This is a genomic window from Microbacterium sp. EB106-03-03-XG65, assembly GCF_058791955.1.
Genome location: NZ_JBYTEB010000001.1, coordinates 408689 through 432293, shown reverse-complemented (window position 1 = coordinate 432293; position 23605 = coordinate 408689). Strand labels below are relative to the sequence as shown.

General features: G+C 68.3%; 23 protein-coding genes. 11 read left to right on the top strand and 12 right to left on the bottom strand.

Features of this window, described 5'->3' with window-relative positions:
* The first annotated feature begins 17 nt into the window (after window positions 1-17).
* Complete coding sequence (locus tag AC3WS6_RS02075) at window positions 18-1445, top strand: CCA tRNA nucleotidyltransferase (protein WP_492499416.1); 1428 nt, start codon at window positions 18-20, stop codon at window positions 1443-1445.
* Between the two features lie 145 nt (window positions 1446-1590).
* On the opposite strand, the gene AC3WS6_RS02070 is transcribed toward AC3WS6_RS02075, so the two are convergent.
* The gene (locus tag AC3WS6_RS02070; protein ID WP_492499415.1) at window positions 1591-2160 is read right to left on the bottom strand and encodes a dihydrofolate reductase family protein; all 570 of its coding nucleotides are present in this window, start codon (window positions 2158-2160) and stop codon (window positions 1591-1593) included.
* Between the two features lie 67 nt (window positions 2161-2227).
* Between AC3WS6_RS02070 and AC3WS6_RS02065 the strand changes: the two genes are divergently transcribed.
* Complete coding sequence (locus AC3WS6_RS02065; RefSeq protein ID WP_492499414.1) at window positions 2228-2821, top strand: TetR/AcrR family transcriptional regulator; 594 nt, start codon at window positions 2228-2230, stop codon at window positions 2819-2821.
* A gap of 61 nt (window positions 2822-2882) precedes the next feature.
* On the opposite strand, the gene AC3WS6_RS02060 is transcribed toward AC3WS6_RS02065, so the two are convergent.
* Both AC3WS6_RS02060 and AC3WS6_RS02055 read right to left on the bottom strand, forming a co-directional pair.
* On the bottom strand, window positions 2883-3974 hold the full coding sequence (locus AC3WS6_RS02060; RefSeq protein ID WP_492499413.1) for a DUF1700 domain-containing protein: 1092 nt from the start codon (window positions 3972-3974) through the stop codon (window positions 2883-2885).
* The gene (locus AC3WS6_RS02055; RefSeq protein WP_492499412.1) at window positions 3971-4324 is read right to left on the bottom strand and encodes a PadR family transcriptional regulator; all 354 of its coding nucleotides are present in this window, start codon (window positions 4322-4324) and stop codon (window positions 3971-3973) included. Before AC3WS6_RS02055 ends, AC3WS6_RS02060 begins: the two co-directional genes overlap by 4 nt.
* A 155-nt stretch (window positions 4325-4479) precedes the next feature.
* On the opposite strand from AC3WS6_RS02055, the gene AC3WS6_RS02050 reads away from it, so the two are divergent.
* The 3 genes from AC3WS6_RS02050 to AC3WS6_RS02040 all read left to right on the top strand — a co-directional run bounded on the left by AC3WS6_RS02050 (window position 4480) and on the right by AC3WS6_RS02040 (window position 8087).
* A complete protein-coding gene (locus tag AC3WS6_RS02050; protein ID WP_492499411.1) occupies window positions 4480-5817 on the top strand; it encodes an AfsR/SARP family transcriptional regulator in 1338 nt (445 codons plus the stop codon).
* A gap of 107 nt (window positions 5818-5924) precedes the next feature.
* Window positions 5925-7490, top strand: a complete 1566-nt coding sequence (gene exaC, locus AC3WS6_RS02045) for an acetaldehyde dehydrogenase ExaC (protein WP_492499410.1) — start codon at window positions 5925-5927, stop codon at window positions 7488-7490.
* Between the two features lie 180 nt (window positions 7491-7670).
* Window positions 7671-8087, top strand: a complete 417-nt coding sequence (locus AC3WS6_RS02040) for a DUF779 domain-containing protein (RefSeq protein ID WP_492501437.1) — start codon at window positions 7671-7673, stop codon at window positions 8085-8087.
* A gap of 84 nt (window positions 8088-8171) precedes the next feature.
* Here AC3WS6_RS02040 and AC3WS6_RS02035 read toward each other — a convergent pair whose 3' ends face one another.
* From AC3WS6_RS02035 to AC3WS6_RS02000, 8 genes are all read right to left on the bottom strand, one after another.
* On the bottom strand, window positions 8172-8927 hold the full coding sequence (locus AC3WS6_RS02035; RefSeq protein WP_492499409.1) for an ABC transporter ATP-binding protein: 756 nt from the start codon (window positions 8925-8927) through the stop codon (window positions 8172-8174).
* The gene (locus AC3WS6_RS02030) at window positions 8924-9721 is read right to left on the bottom strand and encodes an ABC transporter ATP-binding protein (RefSeq protein WP_492499408.1); all 798 of its coding nucleotides are present in this window, start codon (window positions 9719-9721) and stop codon (window positions 8924-8926) included. The genes AC3WS6_RS02035 and AC3WS6_RS02030 overlap by 4 nt, the downstream gene beginning before the upstream one ends.
* Window positions 9718-10578 (bottom strand): ABC transporter permease, encoded by an 861-nt coding sequence (locus tag AC3WS6_RS02025; protein ID WP_492499407.1) that lies wholly within the window; start codon window positions 10576-10578, stop codon window positions 9718-9720. The genes AC3WS6_RS02030 and AC3WS6_RS02025 overlap by 4 nt, the downstream gene beginning before the upstream one ends.
* The gene (locus AC3WS6_RS02020; RefSeq protein ID WP_492499406.1) at window positions 10575-11537 is read right to left on the bottom strand and encodes an ABC transporter permease; all 963 of its coding nucleotides are present in this window, start codon (window positions 11535-11537) and stop codon (window positions 10575-10577) included. Before AC3WS6_RS02020 ends, AC3WS6_RS02025 begins: the two co-directional genes overlap by 4 nt.
* Before the next feature lie 53 nt (window positions 11538-11590).
* The gene (locus AC3WS6_RS02015) at window positions 11591-13084 is read right to left on the bottom strand and encodes an ABC transporter substrate-binding protein (RefSeq protein WP_492499405.1); all 1494 of its coding nucleotides are present in this window, start codon (window positions 13082-13084) and stop codon (window positions 11591-11593) included.
* A 46-nt stretch (window positions 13085-13130) separates the two neighbouring features.
* Window positions 13131-13826 (bottom strand): DUF1684 domain-containing protein, encoded by a 696-nt coding sequence (locus AC3WS6_RS02010; protein WP_492499404.1) that lies wholly within the window; start codon window positions 13824-13826, stop codon window positions 13131-13133.
* An 886-nt stretch (window positions 13827-14712) separates the two neighbouring features.
* Window positions 14713-15846, bottom strand: coding sequence for a hypothetical protein (locus AC3WS6_RS02005; RefSeq protein ID WP_492499403.1), 1134 nt, complete (start codon window positions 15844-15846; stop codon window positions 14713-14715).
* Window positions 15843-16814, bottom strand: coding sequence for a hypothetical protein (locus AC3WS6_RS02000; RefSeq protein ID WP_492499402.1), 972 nt, complete (start codon window positions 16812-16814; stop codon window positions 15843-15845). The genes AC3WS6_RS02005 and AC3WS6_RS02000 overlap by 4 nt, the downstream gene beginning before the upstream one ends.
* Before the next feature lie 259 nt (window positions 16815-17073).
* Between AC3WS6_RS02000 and AC3WS6_RS01995 the strand changes: the two genes are divergently transcribed.
* Complete coding sequence (locus tag AC3WS6_RS01995) at window positions 17074-17433, top strand: avidin-fold protein (protein WP_492499401.1); 360 nt, start codon at window positions 17074-17076, stop codon at window positions 17431-17433.
* Between the two features lie 54 nt (window positions 17434-17487).
* On the opposite strand, the gene AC3WS6_RS01990 is transcribed toward AC3WS6_RS01995, so the two are convergent.
* The gene (locus AC3WS6_RS01990) at window positions 17488-18099 is read right to left on the bottom strand and encodes an Lrp/AsnC family transcriptional regulator (protein ID WP_492499400.1); all 612 of its coding nucleotides are present in this window, start codon (window positions 18097-18099) and stop codon (window positions 17488-17490) included.
* Window positions 18100-18223: 124 nt separating this feature from the next.
* Between AC3WS6_RS01990 and AC3WS6_RS01985 the strand changes: the two genes are divergently transcribed.
* Genes AC3WS6_RS01985 through AC3WS6_RS01965 form a run of 5 tightly spaced genes read left to right on the top strand, consistent with a single transcriptional unit; the run spans window position 18224 to window position 23497 of the window.
* A complete protein-coding gene (locus tag AC3WS6_RS01985; protein WP_492499399.1) occupies window positions 18224-19810 on the top strand; it encodes an ABC transporter substrate-binding protein in 1587 nt (528 codons plus the stop codon).
* Between the two features lie 13 nt (window positions 19811-19823).
* Window positions 19824-20885, top strand: a complete 1062-nt coding sequence (locus AC3WS6_RS01980) for an ABC transporter permease (RefSeq protein ID WP_492499398.1) — start codon at window positions 19824-19826, stop codon at window positions 20883-20885.
* A complete protein-coding gene (locus AC3WS6_RS01975) occupies window positions 20882-21793 on the top strand; it encodes an ABC transporter permease (protein WP_492499397.1) in 912 nt (303 codons plus the stop codon). Before AC3WS6_RS01980 ends, AC3WS6_RS01975 begins: the two co-directional genes overlap by 4 nt.
* Window positions 21790-22665 carry an ABC transporter ATP-binding protein gene (locus AC3WS6_RS01970; RefSeq protein ID WP_492499396.1) on the top strand — a complete coding sequence of 292 codons (876 nt, stop codon included), beginning with the start codon at window positions 21790-21792 and terminating at the stop codon, window positions 22663-22665. The genes AC3WS6_RS01975 and AC3WS6_RS01970 overlap by 4 nt, the downstream gene beginning before the upstream one ends.
* Window positions 22658-23497 (top strand): ABC transporter ATP-binding protein, encoded by an 840-nt coding sequence (locus AC3WS6_RS01965; RefSeq protein ID WP_492499395.1) that lies wholly within the window; start codon window positions 22658-22660, stop codon window positions 23495-23497. Before AC3WS6_RS01970 ends, AC3WS6_RS01965 begins: the two co-directional genes overlap by 8 nt.
* The last annotated feature ends 108 nt before the right edge of the window (window positions 23498-23605 follow it).

Sequence of the window (23605 nt, the reverse complement as noted above, 5' to 3'; positions counted from 1 at the left end):
CCGGTACGCTGGAACCCATGCTCAACATGGCCGACGGCCTCACCCGCCTCGGCGCGCTCGCCGAGAATCCGGTCGTCCGCACCCTCGGTGAGGCGTTCTCCGCCGCCGGGTTCGACCTCGCCGTCGTCGGCGGTCCGGTGCGCGACGCGCTGCTCGGGCGCCCGACCCACGACCTCGATTTCACGACGAACGCGCGGCCCGACGACATCCTCCGCATCGTCACGCCGATCTCGACCGCGCGGTGGGACATCGGTCGCGCGTTCGGCACAATCGGTGCGCGGGTGCAGGGCGAGCAGGTCGAGATCACGACCTACCGCGCCGACAGCTACGACGGCGTGACCCGCAAGCCGACCGTCGAGTTCGGCGACACGATCGACGCCGACCTGCATCGCCGTGACTTCACGGTCAACGCGATGGCGCTGCTCGTGCCCGACGTGAAGCTGGTCGATCCGACCGGGGGAGTCGAAGACCTCGTCGGCCGAGTCCTGCGCACACCGGCGGATCCGCAGGTGTCGTTCGGTGACGACCCTCTGCGCATGCTGCGCGCCGCACGTTTCAGCGCCCAGCTCGGTTTCCGCATCGATGAGGCGACGACCGACGCGATCACGCAGCTTCGCGGGACGCTCGAGATCGTGAGCCCCGAGCGCATCCAGTCAGAGCTGGTGCGACTGATGCAGACGGACGACCCCGTGCGCGGCATCCGCGTGCTGGTGGACACGGGCCTGATCGAGGAGTTCCTTCCCGAGGTGAGCGCGCTCCGTCTCGAGGTCGACGAGCATCACCACCACAAAGACGTCTACGAGCACTCGCTCACGGTGCTCAGCCAGGCGATCGAGCTCGAGCACGCGCGTCACCCCGGCGCAGCCCCTGACGTGGCGCTGCGCATCGCGTCGCTGCTGCACGACATCGGCAAGCCCCGTACCCGCAAGCTCGAAGACGGTGGAGCGGTGACGTTCCATCACCACGACGTGGTCGGGTCGCGCATGGCACGCAAGCGTCTGCAGGCTCTGCGCTTCGACACCGAGACAACGGACTCTGTGTCGAAGCTCATCGAGCTGCACCTGCGGTTCTTCGGGTACGCCGAGGGTGCGTGGACGGATGCAGCGGTGCGTCGTTACGTGCGCGACGCGGGCGACCAGCTCGAGCGCCTGCACATCCTCACTCGCGCCGATGTCACCACGCGCAACAAGCGCAAGGCCTCCCGCCTCGCCGGGGCCTACGACGACATCGAATCGCGCATCGCGACGCTGCGCGAGCAGGAGGAGCTCGACAGCATCCGCCCTGAGCTCGACGGAAACCAGATCCAGGCGATCCTCGGCATCGCGCCCGGTCGCGAGGTCGGCGAGGCGTACCGGTTCCTGCTCGAGCTGCGTCTCGACGAGGGCGTCATCGGCCCGGATGCCGCCGAGCAGCGCCTGCGCGAGTGGTGGGCCGCCCGGGGCTGAGCCTTGGCGCCGCCCCGTCCCGGTGCTCTCTCGCGGTCCGGATGGCTGCTCGGATCACGGATGGCTGCCCAGAACACGGTTTCCGGGCATCCATCCGTGATCTCGGCATGCATGTGGTCGTAGATCGACCACATTCGCGTGTCGTTCACTTCGGTGGGCGGGCGAACTCCGCGAATGCGACGCCTGACTCATAGGTCGTCGCCTCGATGAGGTCGAAGCGCTGCGGACGATAGGCGCGATCGCCGAACAGCGGGATGCCGGATCCGAACAGTACTGGCTGTCGCTTGAGCACGAGCCGGTCGATCTCGTCGGCGAGCGTCGCGGCGAGAGCTCCGCCGCCGCACAGCCATATCGCGGGACCCTCCTCCTGCTTCAGGTCGCGCACCACCGCCACCGGGTCATCGGAGGTGACCTCGAGGTTGTCGCCGACGGCCGTGTGCGTGCGGCTGAAGACGAACTGGCGCAGGTGCCGATAGGGACTCGGCAGTCCGCCGATCGCGTACGTGTTCCAGCCCATCAACACCGTGTCGAACATCGAGGTGTCCTGCGCGAGACCGAGGGAGGCCGCGAGGTCGGTCGGGATCGTCGCGGCGTAGCGCCGGTTGATCGCCTCCATGTGGTCGCCTTCCATCAAGAAGCCGTCGTACTCGCCGTGTGGACCGGCGATGTACCCGTCGAGCGTGACGGCGACGTAATAGACGAGTTCTCGCATCATCTCTCCATTCACTACATGTGTCGCAGTTAACATACAACAGGCGTAGTGATCGCGCTAGGGTGTGACCATGGCGAAGAATGACTCCCGGCGACGGCACATCGCGGATGCGGGCCTGAGCGTGCTCGCACAGGAAGGGTCGCGTGGACTCACGCATCGCGCGGTCGACGCCGCTGCCGCTGTTCCGACCGGCACCACGTCGAACTACTTCCGCAGCAGGCAGGCCCTGATCGAGGGTCTCGTCGAGCGCATCGGCGAACGTCTGGCGCCCACCGATGAGGATCTGCGTCGACGGGAGGGGGAGCAGCCCGGGCTGGCGCTGTTCGCCGACTATGTGCGTGACATCGTCCGACGGCTGACGACCGATCGCGACGTCACCATCGCCCTGTTCGAACTGCGCCTCGAGGCCGCGCGCCGCCCCGAGGTGGCCGCCGTGCTCGGGGCGTGGCAGCGGGCCGGTTTCGAGGCGGACGTCGCGTTCAACACAGGGGCGGGGCTACCCGGCGGTCGACGGGAGATCGCTCTGTTCCACTACGCGATCGACGGGCTGCTGCTCGACCGCCTGACCACGCCGATCGACCCGGATTCGTCGACGGATGACGCTATCGACGCACTCGTGGCGGGACTGCTCCGACCGACCGACGCGTCTGGCTCTGCGGATTGACCGAGAGCCTCTCGCACGAGGTGTGTGATGTCGATCGAGATGATCCTCTCCTCCCTGGTGCTCACGGGGCGGGAGTCTCGGTCGGCGCCGGAGCGGTTCCGTCGTCAGGTGACGGCGTCGGCGAGGGCGTCGGGGGAGCCGCGGTGACGCTCGGAGCCTTCTGGAACGGAGGCTGGGGGCGCTTGATCGTCTCGAGCTCCGGCATCAGCGAGAAGGGGTCGAGATCGGCCTCGTCGAGCGGATACACGTTCCAGACGGGGCGGCCGCGGTAGTCATCGCCAGGAATCGTCGCCCGCAGACCGTCGTCCTGCATCCCGAACTGCTGGTCGCCGCCGTTCTCGGACTCGACGATCTGCCCGTCGGATGTCAGCACTGTCTGCGCGCCGTTCTGACCGTAGAGATCGATCGGGGTGCCTTTGCCGGTGAAGAGCTGCACCTGATCGACCGGATTGCCCTCGGCGTCGAACGCGAAGATGTTGTTGATCTGCACCCCGTCGAGGCGCAGGCCGCTCTGCAGGCCGTACTCGTCGCCGACGTATTCGACGCGAGGCGTGAAGGAGGCGGGCAGAGCCCCGAAGAGGGCGATGAGCGCCACGATGCTCGCCACCGTGCGGATGTGACGCAGGGCGTTCTGCGGCAGCCACTGCCCGCGACCCCACTGCACACTCACGATCGCGAACACCGCGACGATGGCCCATTCGATCAGGGTGTCCGGCACCATCCAGTGATCGAGACGACCCTGGCCGAACTGCACGAAGAACAGCACGACGACGTAGAGTCCGTACCCGCGCAGCACCCACCACACCGGGCGCAGCACGAGCAGCAGATCGAGAAGCCACGCCCCGAAGGGACTGCGACGGATGCTCGCTGCCGTGCGCGTGCGCCAGGCAGTCAGCCGCGCACCGAGCCGTACGCGCCGTCGCGCTTCGGACCGCGGAGGAAGGCCCGCTGCCGATCGCAGCTCTTCCGCGTACACCGCAGGGTCTCCGACGTCGAGCACGCCGTCGTTGTCTGCGGCCTGATCGGCGAGGTCTGCCGTGAGGCCCCCGACGATCTCGTCGAGCTCATCGGCCGGCAGATCGTCGAGATGCTCGCGCACAGCGAGGGCGAAGGAGCGGATCTGCTCGTCGATCGAGACTGCGGTGTCGTTCATCGGTTCTCTCCGATCGGAGTGGGCCCGGCGGCGTCGGTGGTGAGCAGCGAAGACATCGCGCCGGCGAAGTCCAGCCAGGTGACGGTCTGAGATTCCAGCGCCGCGCGGCCCTGGGTGTTGATCGCGTAGTACTTGCGGTGCGGTCCGCCGTCAGACGGAACCACGTAGCTCGACAGACTGCCTGCGGCATACAGACGACGCAGGGTTCCATAGACCGAGGCATCGCCGACATCGCCGAGCCCCGCATCGCGGAGTCTGCGCACGATGTCGTACCCGTAGCCGTCTTCGGCACGCAGCACGGCGAGCACGGCGACGTCGAGCACGCCCTTGAGCAGTTGGGTGGTGTCCATCCGACCTCCTTCGATGCACTGCACACTACCACGCAGTGCGCAGTAGTGTGCGTGGTGTTCATCTGCGGCGCGTCGACACCTGCCACGGCGCGCACAGAGGGACTGTCATGCGCGGCATCCGGCTCGTATGCTGAGACCACGTTCCGCCGGCGACGATGGGAGAGGCCGTGGTCGGGTCGTGGCAGGAGTCGCGCGCAGGATCCCCCGGGGTGTCCCGGTTGCTCATAGAGCGCGCGCACGAAGAGCTCATCGCCGGCAACCTCGATGACCAGAGGCTGATGCAGGTGCGTCCCCTCGTGCGCGAATCCTGGGTGCGCTCGTGGCGTGGCCGCGTGGGTCCTGAGGGAGCGCCGCAGGTCGAACTCGACAGCCAGGAGCTCGAGGCCTATCGTCGCGCGCATCCGCTGGCCTCCGCGATGGACATGATCCGCACCCTTCTGCTGCCCGGCGAGAGTGACGACTCGGGCGTGGTCATCGCCGTGGGCGATCACGCGGGGCGGCTGCTGTGGATCGAAGGCGACCGTCAGCTGCGCTCGCTGACGGAGGGGATGGGCTTCGTCGCCGGCGCCAACTGGGCGGAGGATGCCGTCGGCACCACCGCTCCGGGAACCGCGCTGACCCTGGGGCAGTCGGTGCAGATCCGCGAAGCCGAGCATTACAACCGCCTCGTGCATCCGTGGTCATGCACGGCGGCTCCGGTTCACGACCCCGAGACCCGCCGAGTGCTCGGCGTGATCGATATCACGGGTGGCGAAGACGCCGTCTCGACGCAGGCGCGTCTTCTCGTCGACGCGACCGCACGCGCTGTCGAATCCGAGATGCTCGTCGCCCGGCTGCGCGCGCGCAGCGACACCCGACGCACGACCACGATCACCTCGCGAGCCAAGCCCACGACCCGCGCGACCCTGCACGTGCTGGGCCGCGACCGGGCGCGACTCGAGGTCGAGACGGAGCTCGAGGAGTCGATGATCGAACTCAGCGCTCGGCACGCGGCGATCCTGCTGATGCTCGCCGTGCACAGGCAGGGCCTGTCGGCCGAGCGCCTCGCCGAGCTGGTCTACGGAGACGAAGGATCCCCCGACACGCTCCGGCCCGAGATGGTGCGTCTGCGCAAGGTGCTCGAGAAGCACGCTCCCACCCTCGTGCCCGACTCGCGGCCGTATCGCCTGCCGGTGCCGCTCGAGACCGATGCCCACGACGTGCTGTCCCTGCTCGACCGCGGCGCGCATCGCGTGGCGCTGACGTCATACCGGGGTCCGGTGCTGCCCGAGTCGGTGTCGCCCGGCGTCGAGGAGTTCCGCGACGGCGTGCGCGCGGCGCTGCGCGAGGCGATGCTGTCGGAGGCCAGTCTCGATGTGCTGCTCGCCTACGGAGAGATCCCGGAGGGACAAGGGGATGCCGAGGCGCTGCGCCTCGCACTCGAGATGCTGCCTGCGCGCTCGCCGAAGCGCGCCGGCCTGGTCGCTCGGATCGAGCGCATCGAGGCCGGCTGAGCTCGCAACTCCTCGCAACGTTGCGCACCGGGACGCAACGTGCGGCGACCTACCGTCGGAGCACAGCCGCACGGCATCGGAGCCGCGGCCCGTCGAAGGAGTCACCGATGACCATCGTCGAAGAAGACGTCTCCACAGCATCCGCATCGTCTGCGTACGCTGCACCCGGCCAGCAGGGCGCGATCGCGAGCTATCGGCCCCGATACGGTCACTACATCGGCGGCGAGTTCGTGGATCCCGTCAAGGGCCAGTTCTTCGAGAACGTGAGCCCCGTCAACGGCAAGCCGTTCACCGAGGTGGGCCGCGGCACCGTCGAAGACATCGACCGCGCGGTCGACGTCGCGTGGAAGGCGTTCGCGACCTGGGGCAAGACCAGCCCGGCGGAGCGCTCGGTCGTCCTCAACCGCATCGCCGACCGCATCGAGCAGCATCTCGAAGAGATCGCCGTCGCCGAGACGTGGGAGAACGGCAAGCCGGTGCGCGAGACGCTCGCCGCCGACATCCCTCTCGCGGTCGATCACTTCCGCTATTTCGCCGGGGTTCTGCGGGCGCAGGAGGGCGGCATCAGCCAGCTCGACGAGAACACCGTGGCGTATCACTTCCATGAGCCGCTCGGAGTGGTCGGCCAGATCATCCCGTGGAACTTCCCGATCCTCATGGCCGTGTGGAAGCTCGCGCCGGCGCTCGCGGCGGGCAACTGCGTGGTCATCAAGCCGGCCGAGCAGACACCGGCATCACTGCTGTTCCTCTTCGACATCATCGGTGATCTGCTGCCCGCGGGCGTCGTGAACATCGTGAACGGCTTCGGCATCGAGGCGGGGGCACCGCTCGCGCAGCACAAGCGCATCCGCAAGGTGGCCTTCACGGGTGAGACGACGACGGGTCGTCTGATCATGCAGTACGCCTCGCAGAACCTGATCCCGGTGACGCTGGAGCTCGGAGGCAAGAGCCCGAACGTGTTCTTCGAGGACGTGGCCCGCGACACCGCCGACCCGTTCTATGACAAGGCGCTCGAAGGCTTCACGATGTTCGCGTTGAACCAGGGAGAGGTCTGCACCTGCCCGTCGCGCGCGCTCATCCAGCGGTCCATCTACGACGGCTTCCTCGCCGACGGCCTCGAGCGTGTCGGCAAGGTCGTGCAGGGCAACCCGCTCGACCCGGCCACGATGATCGGCGCGCAGGCGTCGAACGATCAGCTCGAGAAGATCCTCAGTTACATCGACATCGGAAAGCAGGGCGGTGCGCGGCTGCTCACGGGTGGGGAGCGCGTCGACCTCGGCGGCGACCTCAGCGAAGGGTTCTACGTCGCGCCGACCGTGTTCGAGGGCACGAACGACATGCGGATCTTCCAGGAGGAGATCTTCGGCCCCGTGCTCTCGGTCACCTCGTTCGACGGCTTCGACGACGCGATCTCGATCGCGAACGACACGCTGTACGGACTCGGCGCGGGAGTGTGGAGCCGCAGCGGCGACACGGCATATCGCGCAGGACGGGCGATCGAGGCGGGGCGAGTGTGGACCAACACGTATCACCAGTACCCCGCGCACGCGGCGTTCGGCGGATACAAGCAGTCGGGTGTGGGGCGCGAGAACCACAAGATGATGCTCGACCACTACCAGCAGACCAAGAACCTGCTCGTCTCGTACGCGGAAGGCCCGATGGGCTTCTTCTGAGCCCCACCCCAGGACGTTGAGCGAGGAGCGGAGCCCCACCCCGGTCGTCGAGCGAGGAGCGGAGCCCCGAGACGAAACGCCCCGTGAAGCCTCACTGCGTTTCGTCTCGGTCGGCTCCGCCGTCCCCGCTCAACGACCGGGGGGGCTCAACGACCGGGTATCGGGAGAAAGGACACCATGATGGTCAGCATCGGCACCTACCAGCGGGTCGACGTGACGGATGCCGCGGCATCCCTCATCCGCGATCTCACCGCGCAGCACGGACCTCTGATGTTCCATCAATCGGGCGGATGCTGCGACGGCTCCTCGCCCATGTGCTACCCCGTCGGGATGTTCATCACCGGCCCGAGCGACGTGCTGCTCGGCGCGCTCGACGTGGGGCTCGATGCCCCGGTCGAGGTCTTCATGTCGGAATCGCAGTTCGAGTACTGGAAGTACACGCACCTGACCATCGACGTCGTGCCGGGGCGCGGCGCGGGGTTCTCGGTCGAGGGGCCGACGGGCATGCGGTTCCTGATCCGCTCGCGGATGCTGAACGATGCGGAGCTTGCGTACTTCGGGCTGTCGGGTGAGTCGGGCGGCCACTCGGCTGGCTGATGCCCGGGTGGCGGAAGACACGCCGTCGATCGGTCAGTCATCCGGGGAACGGTCAGTCATCCGGGACGGTGGAGACGGTGCGACTCACCGGGGCAGGCGAGGAACCGCGTCGACCAGCGCCCGGGTGTAGGGGTCCTGCGGGGCGTGCAGCACGGATGCCGTGGTGCCCTGCTCGACGACGCGACCGTTCTGCAGCACCACGGTGCGGTCGCAGGCCGAGGCGATCGCGGTGAGATCGTGCGACACCATCACCAGCGACAGTCCGTTCTCTCGTCGCAGGCGGTCGAGCAGTTCGAGCACCTGCACGCGAGTGGTGACGTCGAGAGCGCTCACCGGCTCATCCGCGAGCAGCACCCGCGGGCGGGAGACCACCGCCCGCGCGATCGCGATGCGCTGGCGCTGGCCGCCCGAGAACTCGTGCGGATACCGGCCGGCGGTGTCGGCCGGGAGTCCGACCGACTCGAGGGCCTCGGCGATGCGGCGCTGCGCATCTGATCCCGAAGCGAGGCGCAGTGAACGCAGCGGCTCGCCGATGATGCGGTCGATGCGCTGACGCGGATCGAGCGACGAATACGGATCCTGGAACACCGGCTGCACGCTCGCGCGGAAGCGTCGCATCTGCGCGCGATCGCGCAGGTTCAGCACGGCGCCGTCGAACAGCACCTGACCGTCGCGCGGTGCCGACAGCCCGAGCATCAGGCGCAGAATCGTCGACTTGCCCGCACCGGATTCGCCGACGAGGCCGAGCGAGTCGCCCTCGTCGAGGCTCAGCGACACGTCGTCGAGCACCCGCTGGGTTCCATAGGCGAAGCCGGCGCCGCGGAGTTCGAGGAGGCTCATGCACCGGCCTCCTTCGTATCGAGGAACGCATCGAGCGCGCGAGCGCTGTCGACCAGCATCCGCGTATACGGCTCGGTCGGATGCTGCAGCACTTCTGCGACCGCACCCTCTTCGACGACCAGCCCGTCGCGCAGCACGACGATGCGGTCGACCATGCGTGACACGACCGCCAGATCGTGGCTGATGAACAGCAGCGCCATGCCGCGTTCGGCGACGAGACGCTCGAGCAGGCCGAGAACGGCATCCTGCACGGTCACGTCGAGGGCAGTGGTCGGCTCATCCGCGATGAGCAGCTGCGGCCGGGCGGCGAGTGCGATCGCGATCGCGACGCGCTGGCGCTGACCGCCCGACAGCTCGTGCGGGTAGGCGCGGGCGATGCGCGGATCGGCGAGAGCGACCTCGTCGAGCGCCGCGGCCACGGCCGAACGCAGCTCGGCGCCGCGGAGTCCGAGATGACGACGCAGCGGCTCGGCGATCTGGCGCCCGACCCTCATCAGAGGATCGAGTGCGGTGAGCGGCTCCTGGAACACGATTTGGGCGACGGGTCCCCGGAGCGGGCGCAGGTCGACGTCCCGCGCGCCGACGACCTGGTGGCCGTCGAGCAGCACCGACCCGGACGCGAGGAGTGAGTCAGGCAGCAGGCCGGTCACCGCGAGCGACGTGAGCGACTTGCCCGACCCGGACTCACCGATCAGGCCCAGGCGCTGGCCGGCCTGCAGCGAGAAGGAGACATCGCGCACCAGGTTGCCGGATGCCGAGCGCACCGTGAGTCCTGCGACCTCGAGAATGCTCATCGGCTCCTCCTGCGGGTCGGGTCCGCCAGGTCGCGCAGGCCGTCGGCGAGGAAGTTGACGCCGAGCACGAGCGCGATGATGGCGATGCCGGGGGCGATCGCTCCGACAGGAGCGGTGAGCACGGTTCCCTGGGCCTCCTGCAGCATCCGACCCCATGACGCGTTGGGCGGCGGAGCGCCGAGCCCGAGGTACGACAGGCTCGCCTCCGCGAGCACGGCTGCACCGAACTGCAGCGCGAGGCTGACCGCGAGGGTCGGTGCGATGTTGGGCAGCACGTGCTGGAACACGATGCCGAACACGCCCGTGCCGCTGGTGCGCGCGGCGGTCACGAACTGTTCCTGCAGCACGCGACGCGACAGGATGCGGGTGAGCCGCGCGACGACCGCCGACATCGCCAGGCCGATCGCGAGCACCGCCGACCACAGCGACGCCCCCTGTACCGCGACGACCAGCATCGCGAGCAGCAGCACGGGGAAGGCGATCACGACGTCGAGTCCCGCCGAGAGAGTGTCGTCGACCCAGGGTCGTGAGAACGCGGCGATGAGACCGATGATCGTGCCGAGCACCGCCGCGATCGCCACCGAGCAGGTGCCGACGATCAGGGCGATGCGCGCACCCCACATGAGCTGCGACAGCAGGTCGCGACCGAGTCGGTCGGTGCCGAGCAGGTGCAGGGCGCTCGGTCCTTCGAGGCGGCTGCCGCTGGTGTCGGCGAGCGGATAGGGCAGCCAGAACAGCGACACCAGCGCGATGAGCACGATGACGCCGGTGAGCACGAGCCCGATGAGCAGGGTCGCCTTCGGCCGCCTCCGCACGGGGACGGAGCCGGTGATCAGCTGCTCGGCGACGCGGCTCATCGGTTGCCCGAGACGCTCGTGCGCAGGCGCGGATCGATCAGGCGCTGCACGATGTCGGCGGCGAACCCGACGAGCAGCACGAAAAGCGTGCTGACGACGAGCACCCCCTGGATGACCTGGAAGTCGTGCTGCTCGATGGCCGACAGCAGCAGGCTGCCGAGGCCGGGAAGAGTGAAGACGCTCTCGACGACGACGGCGCCGAGCAGCGTGGTCGACAGCTCGATGCCGAGGATCGCGACGACCGGTACCGAGCCGTTGCGCACACCATGACGCAGCAGCGCCTCGGCCACGCCCGAACCCCCGGCCCGGGCGGTGCGCAGATAGTCGCTGCCGATCACGTCGAGCGTGGCCGAGCGCACGTAGCGACTGAGCGATGCGCTCATGACGATCACGATGGTGATCACGGGCAGCGCGAGCGAGCGGAGTGCGTCGGCCGGATCCTCCCAGTCGTCGCGGGGGAAACCGCCGGACGGCAGCACTCCCAGACCGAGCGCGAAGATCCACACGAGCACGACGCCGACCCAGAAGACGGGCACGGCGACCCCCAGCTGCGCGAAGCCCGAGAGTGCGATGCCGTACCAGCGGTCGGACTTCACGGCGGCGGTGATGCCGATCACGAGCGAGACGAGCAGGGCCACGGTGAAGGCGATGAGAGTGAGGGGAAGCGTCACGGCGAGGCGATCGGCGATGTCGGGTCCGACCGGGCGCGAGCTCAGGAAGGACTCACCGAGATCGAAGCGCAGCAGCTGTGCTGCCCACGTCGTGAACTGCTGCAGGAGGGGCTGATCGGAGCCGACCTGGGCGCGGGCGGCGGCGATCTGCTCGGGGGTCGCGTTCACCGAGAGCAGAGCATTCGCCGGGTCGCCGGGGAGCAGCCGCAGCAGCACGAAGATCGCGATCATGGCGACGACGAGCGACAGCACGAGGAACGCGAGACGGCGGATCAGGTAGGCGAGCATGGCTTCTCAGGTGGGACGAGGGGGATGCCGACGTGCGGCATCCCCCTCGCACGTCAGGACTTGACGATGTCGTAGGCGAAGAACTGCGAGTTCAGGCCATTGATCGGGTATCCGCTGAGGTCGCTCGAGGCGACCACGATCTGCGGGTAGAGGTACAACCATACGCTCGCGGCATCCTCGGCGATCTTCTCGTTGACCTTCTTGAGAAGCGCGGTCTGCTCATCGGTGGTGGCGGCCTGCTCGGCATCCGACACCCACTGCTGCACCTCGGCGTCGTTGTAGCCCCAGTAGAAGTCGGGGTTGCCGTACCAGACCACGTCGCGGTCGTTCACGTGCTCCTGCAGGGTGGCCTCGAAGTCCTGCTCCTTGAACACCTTCGTGTACCACTCGTCGGCGCTGATCGTGTTGATCTCGACCGTGATGCCGACCTCGGCGAGCTGCGACTGCAGGAACTCCGCGACGGCGGGGTGCGGGTCGTAGCTCGGGGTGTCGAGGGTGAATGTGAAACCGTCGGCGTAGCCGGCCTGCGCGAGCAGGTCCTTCGAGAGGTCGACGTCGTACGGGTTCACGTTCGTGAGGTCCTCGTACCAGGGGTCGGTCGGAGGCACCATCGAGCCGATGAGGGTGCCGTAGTCGCCCCAGATCGAGTCGAGCAGCTTCTCGGTGTCGATGGCCGAGTAGATCGCCTTGCGCACGAGAGCGTTGTCGAAGGGCGCGACCCGGTCATTGAACGCGAGCAGCTCCTTCGTGGTCGAGGTGCCTTCGCTGATGACGTAGTCGTCGCCCTCGAACTGCGACAGCGAATCGGGGCTCTGCACGCTGGTGATCACGTCGATCTCGCCCGTGAGCAGTGCGTTGTTCTCGGCCGTGGCGTCCGTGAAGTACGTGTAGACGACCTCGCCGTTCTTGGCGGCCTCGCCCCAGTAGTCGTCCCAGCGGGTGAGCGTCAGGGTCGAGCCCTTCTTCCACTCGTCGAGCGTGTAGGGACCCGTGCCGTCTTCCGTGCCGGTGATGTCGCCGGCCTCGTCGTTCACGATCCAGACGTAGCTGAGGTTGTAGAGGAACGAGATCGACCGCTGCGACAGGGTGAAGACGACGGTCTGGTCATCGGGCGTCGCGATGTCGGCGATGGTCGTGAAGCTCGACTTGCGCGCCGACACGGAATCCTCGGCGGTCACGGCCTCGATGCTCGACTTCACGTCGGCCGAGGTGAGCGGGTCGCCCGAGTGGAAGGTCACGTCGTCGCGCAGCGTGATCGTGTAGGTCAGGCCGTCGTCCGACACCTCGGCGTCCTCGGCGAGAAGGGGCTCGACCTCGCCGTCGTCGCTCAGCCGGTAGAGGCCCTCGTAGACGTTGCCGGTCAGCGCCTCGGTCACACCCTGGCCGCCGCCCTGCGTGTTGCTGAGGTTGGTCGGCTCGTACAGCGAGCCGATGTAGATGGTCGCGTCTTCGCTCGCGGCGTCGTCGGTGGCGCCCGACGCGCAGCCGGCCACGAGGGCGAGCGTGGCGACGGCGCCGAGCGCGCCGAGAATGCGGGTTCTTCTCATGAGTACTCCAGGGTGAGCGGGTAGGTCGGGGTGAGCGGATGCGGCGTCACGCCGAGTAGATGTCGAAGCCGTCGCGGAACACGACGTTCTTCTCGCCTGCTCGGATAGGCAGGGGGAAGCGGTTGGATGCCGGCGGCAGCGGGCAGTTGTACTGGGCGCTGAAACCGCAGGGCGGCACGAAGGCGCGGTTGAAGTCGAGGACGACCTCGCCCTCGTCGTCGCGCAGCTCGACGAACAGGAAGCGTCCCGACCCGTAGGTCTCCGAGCCGTTGGTCTCGTCGCCGAACACGAGCAGCAGCGTGCCGCCGTCGTCGAAGGCGGCCAGGTCGTACTCCTGACCGTCGAGCTCGAAGTGGATGTCGCCGGGGACGACGAGCTCGCGCGTGCCGCCGTTGTCTCGGATGTGCTCGAACGACACCCGACGGTCGCCGGACACCGGGGTGAAGTGCCCCGTGAGAACCCACGCGGGGTCGTACTCGTAGGTGTCGATGCGATCGAAGGCGCGGATCGCGGGTGCATCAGCATCCCACAGGCGCAGTCCGTGCTCGGCCTCACCGGTCTCGATGTTCGTGCGCTCGATCGGAGTCGCCACGACAGAGGGGGAGGCTGCTTCGGGCACCGTGGCGAGATCGGGCTGCTCGCCGGTCCAGCGGGTCTCGATCAGGGCGAGGTTGCCGGTCGGGCCTGTGACCGCGTCGCGGCGGGAGGCCTGCCAGAGGGTGTGGGCTTCGCGTTCAGACATCATTTCCATTCTCGTGCATGCAGAGGGATGCGGCCCCGTCACCGTCACGAGGGGTAACGCACGCCGACCTGGATCACTTCCCGAATGCCGTCGGGGGGCCGGCCGGGGCGGGATCTCGATCTATGGGTGAGGCCCTGATCTTGAGGCGAGACCCCGATCTTCGGACGAGACCCATGCCGCGGACGTGGGTTTCGCGGCGAAGGGTGGGTTTCGCTTGGGGGCCGCGTGTGCGCGGGGTCGAGACCTTGATCTTGGGACGAGACCCATGCCGGGGGCGTGGGTTTCGCGTCGAAGGGTGGGTTTGCTTGGGGGCCGCGTGTGCGCGGGGACGAGACCTTGATCTTGGGACGAGACCTATGCCTGGGACGTGGGTTTCGCGGCGAAGGGTGGGTTTCGCTTGGGGGCCGCGTGGTCGCGGGGTCGAGACCTTGATCTTGGGACGAGACCTATGCCTGGGACGTGGGTTTCGCGTCGAAGGGTGGGTTTTGCTGGGGGGCCGCGTGTGCGCGGGGTCGAGACCCCGATCTTCGGACGAGACCCATGCCACGAACGCGGGTTTCGGCACCAAAGGTGGGTTTCGCGTCGAGGGGAGGGCTCGCGCGCGACGCACGAAAATCAATGCAGAATCGCGCGAAAAGTACTCGATTCGCAGGTCAATCGAAACGGTGCATTCGGGATCGTCTGCCGCAATTCCGTGCAACGTATCCCGGTATACCGTTATGCCTAACGCGGTTGATATGTCAGTCCCCAGCTGACCCCGCGTCGGACGGTTCGACCGTCCTGCAGGGGGAGAGTCAGATCTCCTTCTGATCCCGAGGGGGGATGGGGTGGGAGCGCTGATCCCCAGTCAGCACCCACCCCCACAACCCGCCCTCGACGGGTGCGTTCAGAACGAACGCGACCAGAACCAGAAGATCGTGAAGCCCACCACGACGACGATCGGCAGCCAGCGGCCGCTGCGCTTGAGCCGGCGGCCTTCCTGCGCCACCCCGGGCGGCGGCGAGAGCAGTCCCGCGGGCGGGGCGAACGGCAGCTGATCGGATGCGGCCGGCGACGCGTTCGCCACAGGGCCGGATGCCGACGCAGCAGCGTCCGATCCCTCGACGAGCAGACGATCGTCACGCCAGCGCGCCCACTGCTCGAACTTGGTCAGCAGCGCGCCGACGGTCCCGAACAGCCACGCCCAGTTCGCCGGATCGAGAGTCGTCACCTTGCGCTGCGTGTAGAGGAAGAGCCAGTCGTCGACGATCTCGACGTCGAGCTCGGCGGCGTTGTCGATGAAACGCGCCATGATGTCCGGCGTGAACAGGTAGAGCGCGTCCTGCTCGTATCCGGTCGGGCAGTAGAGCGTGAAGTACTTGTCGAAGTCGCCCTCGAGTGACAGCCGCTGCTCGCGCTGGAAGGCAGCAGGCAGGTTCGAGCCGAATCCGTTGTTGCCCGTGGCGTCGAGCACGATGTTCGGCAGCGGCACGTCGAGCTTCACCGCGACGTAGCCCCAGCGATGCGTCGTCGCGTTCTTGCCCGATCCGGTCGTGTACTGGAAGTTGCCGAACTCCACGAAGCGCGGTCGGTCGCCCCGCACCAGATCGGTCGCCACTCGCGAGTGGCCGAGCCCGAACACCATCCCCGGAAGAGGCGGGTCCGCGATCCGCGCTTCGTACGACATGCCGTTCGCCCGCGCGAACGCGTCGAGACGGTATCTCGTCACCCGCGAGCGACGCCAGCTGACGATGCCGATCACGGCGGCCGCGATGCCGATCCCCCCGAACACGAACAGGCCGAGGGATCCGACCCCGGATCCTCCCGTCGAGGTGACGATCGAGATCATGGTCGACGCGAGAACGGGAACGGCGACGATGAAGATCAGGGCGATGACCACGAAGGCGAAGATCGTCGTCCCCGCGAGACGCGTCGAGCCCTTCGTGCGGAGCTCGGAGGCGAAAGCGCTGACGGCGCGCGGATCGACGGGATCCGTGAGCGGCCGGGCATCGAAGGACGCATCAGGGCGAGGCGCGCTCATCGGTTCACCTCGTCGGCATCCCAGGTGAGGTGAGCGTTCTCGCCGATCGCGAGGGCCTCGATCCGGTCGTCCGCCACGAGCGCGGCCACGAGCTCGGCGGACCCCGCGACGATGGTCGAGTCGAAGTCGACCTCGCTCACGAGCACCCAGGCGTGGTCATCGGGCCACAGGAGGCTCGGGCTCTGCGCCGCCGGCGGGAATCCGTGTGCCTCGGCGGGCCGGTCGCGCCACGGCACTTCGAGGACCCACTCCGGCGAGGTGAAGGCGCGCAGCTCTCCGCGGAACAGCACGTGATCGCGACCCGGCAGGTGAAGACGCGGCCCCTCCGAGATCTCGCGAGAGAGCACGCCCTGCTGCCAGGTGGGCTTGCGGAAGACGTTGTTGAACGGATCGTGCACGCTGCGATCGAGCATCGCGCGATGGTTCGGCTCGTCACTGAAGGTGAGGAACGCCCGCGACGGCGCGTGGCCGAGGTGGCCGAGGAGCCCGCCGTGCCCCTCCCAGAGCGCAGCGAAGCCGGCATCCGGAGTCTGTGTGTGCGGGAGCAGGTGCGAGGCGATCGCGGCGAAGACCTCGGCCGACAGTTCTCCCTCGAGCGGTGCGGTGAACTCGCGACCGTCGGGTGCGATCCTCGTGCGCCAGTCGCCCCCGGCCGGCGTGCGCACGAGGCTCTGCCACTGAGCTGCCGGATGCAGGGTCGTGCCGAACGCCGCGGCCGCATCTGCCCAGGTCGTCGGCGCGTCGATGAACTGATCGACCAGCCCCTGTCTCTCCTGCTCCGGGATGCGGGACCACTCGTCCTCGTCGGGGACGGGGCGGTCGGGAAAGGAACGCACGATCGCCGGATGCAGAACGCGGGCGTACGCGGGGAAGCCGTGCGGAACGACCGAGTGCATGCTCGCGTTCTCCGCGCCATCGAGTCGCGTGCGCAGCCACTCTCCGGCCGAGGTGTCAGAGGTCCACTGCATGCGCTCCACGCTACCTGCGAGATATCGCTGGACCCACGGACGCGGCGGAGACGCCGGAATATGCGTCAGTCGCGCCCTCGTCGTGCACAGCGCCGGTCGGATGCTGCGCCTCGACCTCGAATCACCGAGAGGACGAATCGCGGCGGGCGAGGGCGCGTCGCTCGCGTTTCGTCTCGCGCGGGCGGGGTGGATCGGGGGCGCCCGAGACGCCCGATCAGGGGGCTCGAACGGATGCCGATGACACCCCCATAATCGGAACGTGACCTCCTCTGCATCCATCCCCTCGCTCGACGGCCGCCGCTTCCGCATGGTCTCCTCGACCACCTCGGCGGTCGACCCGGCTGCGCCGAGCGAGTTCGTCTATCAAGAGCGCGACGGTGCGATCTGGGGCGACTACTCCGGTGACACCGTGACATTCGGCCGCTTCGTGGGCACTCGCACGGGAGACACGATCTGGGTGTCGTTCGTGCACGTGCTCGTCGCCGACGGCACCGTCGTCACAGGCGACGGCGAGAGCGAGCTCGAGCTCACCGACGACGGGCGCATCCGTCTCGTCGAGCACTACGAGATGCACGGACTGCCGCAGCTCAGCGTGTGCGAAGAGGTCGCTGCGGCCTGAGTGCGGGCGTTTCGTCTCGGGCGGCTTCGCCGTCCTCGCTCAACGACCGGGGTGTCAGCGTGGCGGCAGGGTGTCGCGCCCGGGGGAAGCCGGTGTCCAGCGTGTCATGCCGAGGGGGGCCTGCGACTCGCGCTCCGGCAGGTCGGTCGGGAGCAGGAACGAGCGTCGCACGACCTCGTCGAGCACCACGACGCTGACGACCGTGCGCACCTCGGGAAGCTGCGCGATCACGCCGGTGGAGAACTCGTGCACACCGCTCACGTCGACCGCACGGATGAGCAGCATCGCGTCATGCTCGCCCGTGGTGATGGCGCACCACTCGACGTCGGGCATCTCGACGATGCGGTCGCGGAAAGACGCCCAGGCCTGCGGATGCACCGTGACGAACACCAGCGCGCCGATCGACAGCCCCGCCTTGGCCTGGTCGACCTGTGCGCTGAAGCCTGTGATCACGCCGTCCTGCATCAGGTTCTCGACGCGGGTATAGGCGTTGGCCCGTGAGATCCCGACCTCCTCGGCGAGGGCGGCGATCGAGATGCGACCGTTATCGCGCAGAGTCTCGAGGATTCTGTATCCGATGTCGTCCAGCGGGGCGGCACTTCGTCCAGATTGCCTCACAGCTTCGTCGCTCTTGGTGGACACAATGCTCCTCAGGGGCTGGGTCATGGACAGACTGTGATGACGTCTGCATTCTTGCTGGACACATAGTCCCATACAATGCGAATCTGATCACCGGTCGTCCACCCGGCGTCGACCGAACCCGATGAACTCCTCGCCCTTGGAGGCCCATATGTCGTCACGTCGCAGCACGTCCGTCATCGCGATCGGAGCCGTCGCGCTCCTCGCCCTCGCTGGTTGCTCCGGTGGCAACTCGGCGAACAACAGTGCAGAGTCGTCCGGCTCGGACTCGCTCGTCATCGACACCGCGTTCTCGATCGAGACCGCCGACCCTGGGCACACCTACGACCCGACCGGCAACATGATCGCCAAGGCGCTCTACGAGACCCTGGTCGACTTCGAGGGCTCCGACGTCTCGACTCCGGTCCCCGGCCTCGCGTCGTGGGAGCAGAACGACGAGGCGACCGAGTTCACCTTCACGCTCGAGGGCGACCGCGTCTTCTCCGACGGCTCGCCGATCGAGGCGAAGGACGTCGTCTTCACGCTGCAGCGCATCCAGGGCATGACGGATGCCAAGCCGAACTTCCTCCTCGGAGGACTCACCATCACCGAGGTCGACGAGAAGACGATCTCGATCACCTCCGAGACCCCGCTGCTGCAGCTGCCCGCGATCCTGGCGAACCCGGCTCTCGGCATCGTCAACTCCGACGTCGTGATCGAGAACGGCGGATCGATCGACGGATCCGACACTGCGCAGAGCTTCCTCGACGGCGAGTCCGCGGGATCGGGTCCGTTCGTGCTCGACACCCTCGACCTCTCGTCGCAGGTCGTGCTGACCAAGAGCGATGAGTACAACGGCGACGAAGAGGCCCAGTTCGGCCGCGTCGTCGTGCGCAACGTGTCGGAGAGCGCGACGCAGCTCGCCAACCTCAAGGGCGGCGACTCGATGGTCGCGATGGACCTGAACGGCGACCAGGTCTCGGGCCTCGGCGATGGACTGAACGTCGACTCGGTGCCTTCCGGCCAGACGATCTTCCTGCTGCTCAACCAGTCCGAGGCGGTCGCGGGCGAGCTCGCGAACGTCAAGATCGCCGAGGCGATCCGCTACGCGCTCGACTACGACGCTCTGCTCGAACTCGCGGGTGCGGGTGCCGTGCAGGCGACCGGCGTGATCCCTCCCGGATTCGAGGGTGCCCTCGAGACCGGCGTGGAGCAGGACCTCGACAAGGCAGAGGCGGCGCTCGCCGAGGCCGGCTACACGGGTCAGACCCTGAAGCTGCAGTTCCCGAACGACTACCCGGTCGGCGGCGTGGAGTTCACCCCGCTCGCTGAGCGCATCCAGGCTCAGCTCGAGGATGCCGGCATCGCCGTCGAACTCGCCCCGGCGCCCTTCGCGACCGAGCTCGACGCCTACGTCAACGGCACCGAGGGCTTCGGCCTGTGGTTCTGGGGCCCGGACTACGCCGACTCGGCGAACTTCCTCCCGTTCGCTCCCGGTCTGAAGGTCGGTCTGCGCGCGGGCTGGGCCGCCGAGGCCAACCCCGAGATCGCGGGCATCGCCGCAGGCGCCGCCGCCGCGACCGACGAGGCCCAGCGCAGCGACGCCTTCACCTCGTTCGCCGAGGCGATGCAGGCGGAGGGCCCGTTCGTGCCGCTGATCGTCCCCGGCCGCAACATCGCCGCCGCTGATGCCGTCACCGGCGCCGTGTACAACTCGGTGTGGGAGATGGACATCGCCGAGATCACGCCCGCCGGCTGATCGGAGCTGACTCATGACGACGGTGGCCGTGCGACGGCAAGCACAGCGTCGCAGGTCACCGCTCGTCGGATACCTGCTGCGCCGGATCGGCACTTCGCTGCTTCTCCTCGTGGGGGTCACGATCGTGACCTTCGCGCTGACGAACCTCGTGCCCGGCGACCCCGTGTCGGCGGCACTGGGCGAGGGAGCATCGCAGAACCCTGAGACGCGCGAGGCGTTCATCAAGGCCCAGGGCCTCGATCAGCCGCTGTTCGTGCAGTACTTCATCTACATGGGCAATCTCCTCCGCGGAGACCTCGGCACATCGCTGGTGACCGGGCGACCGGTCACCAGCGACCTGGCCACCGCGGTGCCGGCGACGATCGAGATCGCGATCGGCGCCATCATCCTCAGCCTCGCGGTCAGCGTCGTGCTCGGCACGCTGGCGGCCTACCGCCGGGGACTCGTCACCGACCAGGTGATCCGCATCGTGACGCTGATCGGACTGAGCGTGCCGACCTTCTGGCTCGCGCTCGTCAGCTTCTACGTGTTCTTCCTCGAGCTGCGCATCGCCCCAGGATCCGGTCGCATCAGTCCGTCGATCACCCCGCCGCCGCGCATCACCGGCCTCTACACGGTCGACTACCTGCTCAACGGAGACGGCGTCGGGTTCGCCGACGCTCTCGCCCACCTGGCCCTCCCGGTCATGGTGCTGTCGCTCGTGACGATCGGCCTGCTCACCCGGTTCATCCGCACCTCGGTGCTCGAGGTGCTGGGCAGCGACTACGTGCGTGCGGCCCGGGCCAAGGGCCTTCCCGCGATGCGGGTGATCCTCGACTACGTGCTGCGCGGCGCATCCCTCCCGATCCTCACCGTGGTCGGCGTGGCATTCGGCGCTCTGCTCTCGGGCACCGTGCTCGTCGAGTCGGTGTTCGCCTGGCCGGGCCTCGGCACCTACGCCTACAACTCGGCGGCGAACCTCGACCTGCCCGGCATCATGGGCGTCGGCCTCGTCGTCGGATTCATCTACCTCCTCATCAACTTCGTCGTCGACCTTCTGTACGGCGTCCTCGACCCGAGAGTGAGGATCGCATGAGCCGCATCGACTCGGCATCCGGCCCGTGGCGGTTCCGCGTGCGCTGGCCGCGCGCCTGGCGCACTCCGCTCGGGGTGATCGGCACCGTGATCGCGGGTGCCTGGATCATCGTCGCCTTCACCGCTCAGTGGTGGGTCCCCTACGGCCCCAACGCCCAGGTGCTGCCTCGTCTGCAGGCGCCCGGCATCGACACGCTGCTCGGCACCGACGGCAACGGGCGCGACATCTTCTCGCGCCTGATGACGGGTGCGACGGTGAGCCTCCCGCTCGCGTTGATGCTCGTGATCGCCGCGATGATCATCGGCACCGTGATCGGCGCCGTCGCCGGCTACTTCGGCGGATGGGTCGACGAGACGCTGATGCGCATCACCGACCTGTTCATGGCGTTCCCGACGGTCATCCTCGCGATGGTCGTGGCGGCCTCGCTCGGCCCGTCGCTCTTCAACGCCGTGATCGCCGCGATCGTCGTCTCGTGGCCGCAGTACTCGCGAGTCACGCGCAGCATCGTGCTCGGTCTCCGCGGTCAGAACTACGTGATCGCGGGTCGTCTGCTCGGCCACTCGCCGCTGCGGACGCTGTTCATCGACATCCTGCCCAACATCGCCGGCCCCGTGCTGGTGCTCGCGACGCTCGACATCGGAGCCGCGATCCTGCTGCTCTCGGGCCTTTCATTCCTGGGCCTCGGCGCGCAGCCGCCCACGGCCGAATGGGGCTCGATGATCTCGGCGGCGATGCAGAACTTCGACGCGTGGTGGCTCGGGGTCTTCCCCGGGCTCGCGATCCTCACCGTGGTGCTCGCCTTCAACTTCCTGGGCGACGCGATGCGCGACATCCTCGACCCGACGGCCGAGGTCACGCACGAGAAGCAGGCCGATCATGCGGCCTCGGCGAAGGGGGTGGCAGCATGACCGCCTCTGTCTCGACGAGTGCGTTGAGCATCCGCGACCTGACGATCGACATCGGTCGACCGCTCGTGCACGGCATCTCCCTCGACCTCGAGGCCGGTCGCATCCACGGTCTCGCCGGCGAATCCGGATCGGGCAAGACGCTCACGTCGTTGGCCGTGCTCGGCCTCCTGCCTCGGCAGGCCCGCACCGGGGGCTCGATCACGCTCGCGGGGCAGGAGCTGGTGGGCATGCGCCGTCGGGCTCTCAACCGCATCCGGGGCAAGCGCATCGCGATGATCTTCCAGGATCCCTCGGCGTCGCTGCACCCGCAGCTGCCGGTCGGCCGCCAGCTCACCGATCACATGCGCGTGCACCTCGGCCTGCGGGGCGAGGCTGCGAAGGCCAGGGCGATCGAGCTGCTCGAGACGGTGCAGGTGCCGAATCCGGATGCTGCGCTGAAGCGCTATCCGCACCAGTTCTCGGGCGGACAGCGGCAGCGCATCGCGATCGCCTGCGCTCTCGCGTGCGACCCGGAGGTGCTGCTGGCCGATGAGCCGACCACCGCCCTCGATGTCACGGTGCAGGCCGGCATCCTGCGCCTGCTGCGCGACCTCGCGACCGAACGCAATCTGGCGGTGCTGCTCGTCACCCACGACCTGGGAGTCATGAGCGCGATCGCCGATGAGATCGCCGTCATGAAGAACGGCCACATCGTCGAGCGGGCCGACCGCGAGACCCTGTTCCGCGACCCGCAGCACGAGTACACCCGCACACTGCTCGCGGCGTTGCCGGGATCGAAGATCGCGAGAGTCGACGCGGATCCCGCGCTGCTCGATCCGGTGCTGCCGGAGTCGGCCGTGCAGGATGCCGAAGAGGAGGCCCGAGATGAGTGAAGTCGCCGTCCTCGACGCGCAGGGTGTCGTCGTGCGCTACCCCGGGAATCCGCCGGTGGTCGCCGTCGACGGCGTCTCGCTGACCGTCGCCCCCGGAGAGACCGTCGCGCTCGTGGGCGAATCCGGCAGCGGCAAGTCGAGCCTCGCCCGGGCGGTCGTCGGCATCGAGAAGCTCGCCGGGGGAGAGGTGCGCTTCCGGGACGCCCCCGTGAAGCCCCTCGGCATCCGTCGACGCGACCTCGCTCTCACCGGCATCCAGATGGTGTTCCAAGACCCGTCGACCTCGCTGAACCCTCGCCGCCGCGTGGGCGATCAGATCGCCGACGGCATCGCGACGGCCCGCGCTCGCGGCGCCGAGGGATCGACCGTCGCGGAGTGGCTCGAACGCGTCGGGCTGCCCACCGAGGTCGCCACGCGCTTCCCGCACCAGTTCTCAGGCGGGCAGAAGCAGCGTCTCGCGATCGCGCGTGCGCTCGCCGCGCGGCCGTCGCTCCTCGTCGCGGATGAGCCCATCTCGGCGCTGGACGCTTCGACGCAGACCAGCGTGGCCGGACTCATGCGCGACCTCGTCGCGGAATCCGGCGCGGGGATGCTGTTCATCTCGCACGACCTCGCCGTGGTCCGTCGCATCGCCGACCGCACCTTCGTGATGTTCGCCGGGCGGGTGCTCGAGGCGGGCGCCACGGATCGTGTGTGGTCCGCTCCGCAGCATCCGTACACCCAGGCGCTGCTCGCCGCGATCCCCGAGCCCGACGGTGCGGGACGCATTCCGGCAGCGCCGTCGAGCGACGAGCGTGCGGTGTGGTCGGAGGTCGCGCCCGTGCTCGACTGACGGGCGGGCCCGCTCTCGCCTCGCGCCGCTCGCGCTCTCGCCTCGCGCCTCGATGTGGTCGACTTTGCGTCGTCGCGACGGGCGGTGTTCACCCCGTCGGGCGGATGC

Coding starts and splice junctions, on each gene's coding strand:
- AC3WS6_RS01975 (WP_492499397.1), top strand. CDS start 20,882: ATGAGCCGCATCGACTCGGCATCCGGCCCGTGGCGGTTCCGCGTGCGC.
- AC3WS6_RS02060 (WP_492499413.1), bottom strand. CDS start 3,974: ATGAACGACACCGCAGTCTCGATCGACGAGCAGATCCGCTCCTTCGCC.
- AC3WS6_RS01980 (WP_492499398.1), top strand. CDS start 19,824: ATGACGACGGTGGCCGTGCGACGGCAAGCACAGCGTCGCAGGTCACCG.
- AC3WS6_RS02070 (WP_492499415.1), bottom strand. CDS start 2,160: ATGATGCGAGAACTCGTCTATTACGTCGCCGTCACGCTCGACGGGTAC.
- AC3WS6_RS01990 (WP_492499400.1), bottom strand. CDS start 18,099: ATGACCCAGCCCCTGAGGAGCATTGTGTCCACCAAGAGCGACGAAGCT.
- AC3WS6_RS02040 (WP_492501437.1), top strand. CDS start 7,671: ATGGTCAGCATCGGCACCTACCAGCGGGTCGACGTGACGGATGCCGCG.
- AC3WS6_RS01965 (WP_492499395.1), top strand. CDS start 22,658: ATGAGTGAAGTCGCCGTCCTCGACGCGCAGGGTGTCGTCGTGCGCTAC.
- AC3WS6_RS02010 (WP_492499404.1), bottom strand. CDS start 13,826: ATGTCTGAACGCGAAGCCCACACCCTCTGGCAGGCCTCCCGCCGCGAC.
- AC3WS6_RS02025 (WP_492499407.1), bottom strand. CDS start 10,578: ATGAGCCGCGTCGCCGAGCAGCTGATCACCGGCTCCGTCCCCGTGCGG.
- AC3WS6_RS02000 (WP_492499402.1), bottom strand. CDS start 16,814: ATGCAGTGGACCTCTGACACCTCGGCCGGAGAGTGGCTGCGCACGCGA.
- AC3WS6_RS02050 (WP_492499411.1), top strand. CDS start 4,480: ATGGGAGAGGCCGTGGTCGGGTCGTGGCAGGAGTCGCGCGCAGGATCC.
- AC3WS6_RS02055 (WP_492499412.1), bottom strand. CDS start 4,324: ATGGACACCACCCAACTGCTCAAGGGCGTGCTCGACGTCGCCGTGCTC.
- AC3WS6_RS02065 (WP_492499414.1), top strand. CDS start 2,228: ATGGCGAAGAATGACTCCCGGCGACGGCACATCGCGGATGCGGGCCTG.
- AC3WS6_RS02030 (WP_492499408.1), bottom strand. CDS start 9,721: ATGAGCATTCTCGAGGTCGCAGGACTCACGGTGCGCTCGGCATCCGGC.
- AC3WS6_RS02035 (WP_492499409.1), bottom strand. CDS start 8,927: ATGAGCCTCCTCGAACTCCGCGGCGCCGGCTTCGCCTATGGAACCCAG.
- AC3WS6_RS01970 (WP_492499396.1), top strand. CDS start 21,790: ATGACCGCCTCTGTCTCGACGAGTGCGTTGAGCATCCGCGACCTGACG.
- AC3WS6_RS02075 (WP_492499416.1), top strand. CDS start 18: ATGCTCAACATGGCCGACGGCCTCACCCGCCTCGGCGCGCTCGCCGAG.
- exaC (WP_492499410.1), top strand. CDS start 5,925: ATGACCATCGTCGAAGAAGACGTCTCCACAGCATCCGCATCGTCTGCG.
- AC3WS6_RS02020 (WP_492499406.1), bottom strand. CDS start 11,537: ATGCTCGCCTACCTGATCCGCCGTCTCGCGTTCCTCGTGCTGTCGCTC.
- AC3WS6_RS02015 (WP_492499405.1), bottom strand. CDS start 13,084: ATGAGAAGAACCCGCATTCTCGGCGCGCTCGGCGCCGTCGCCACGCTC.
- AC3WS6_RS01985 (WP_492499399.1), top strand. CDS start 18,224: ATGTCGTCACGTCGCAGCACGTCCGTCATCGCGATCGGAGCCGTCGCG.
- AC3WS6_RS02005 (WP_492499403.1), bottom strand. CDS start 15,846: ATGAGCGCGCCTCGCCCTGATGCGTCCTTCGATGCCCGGCCGCTCACG.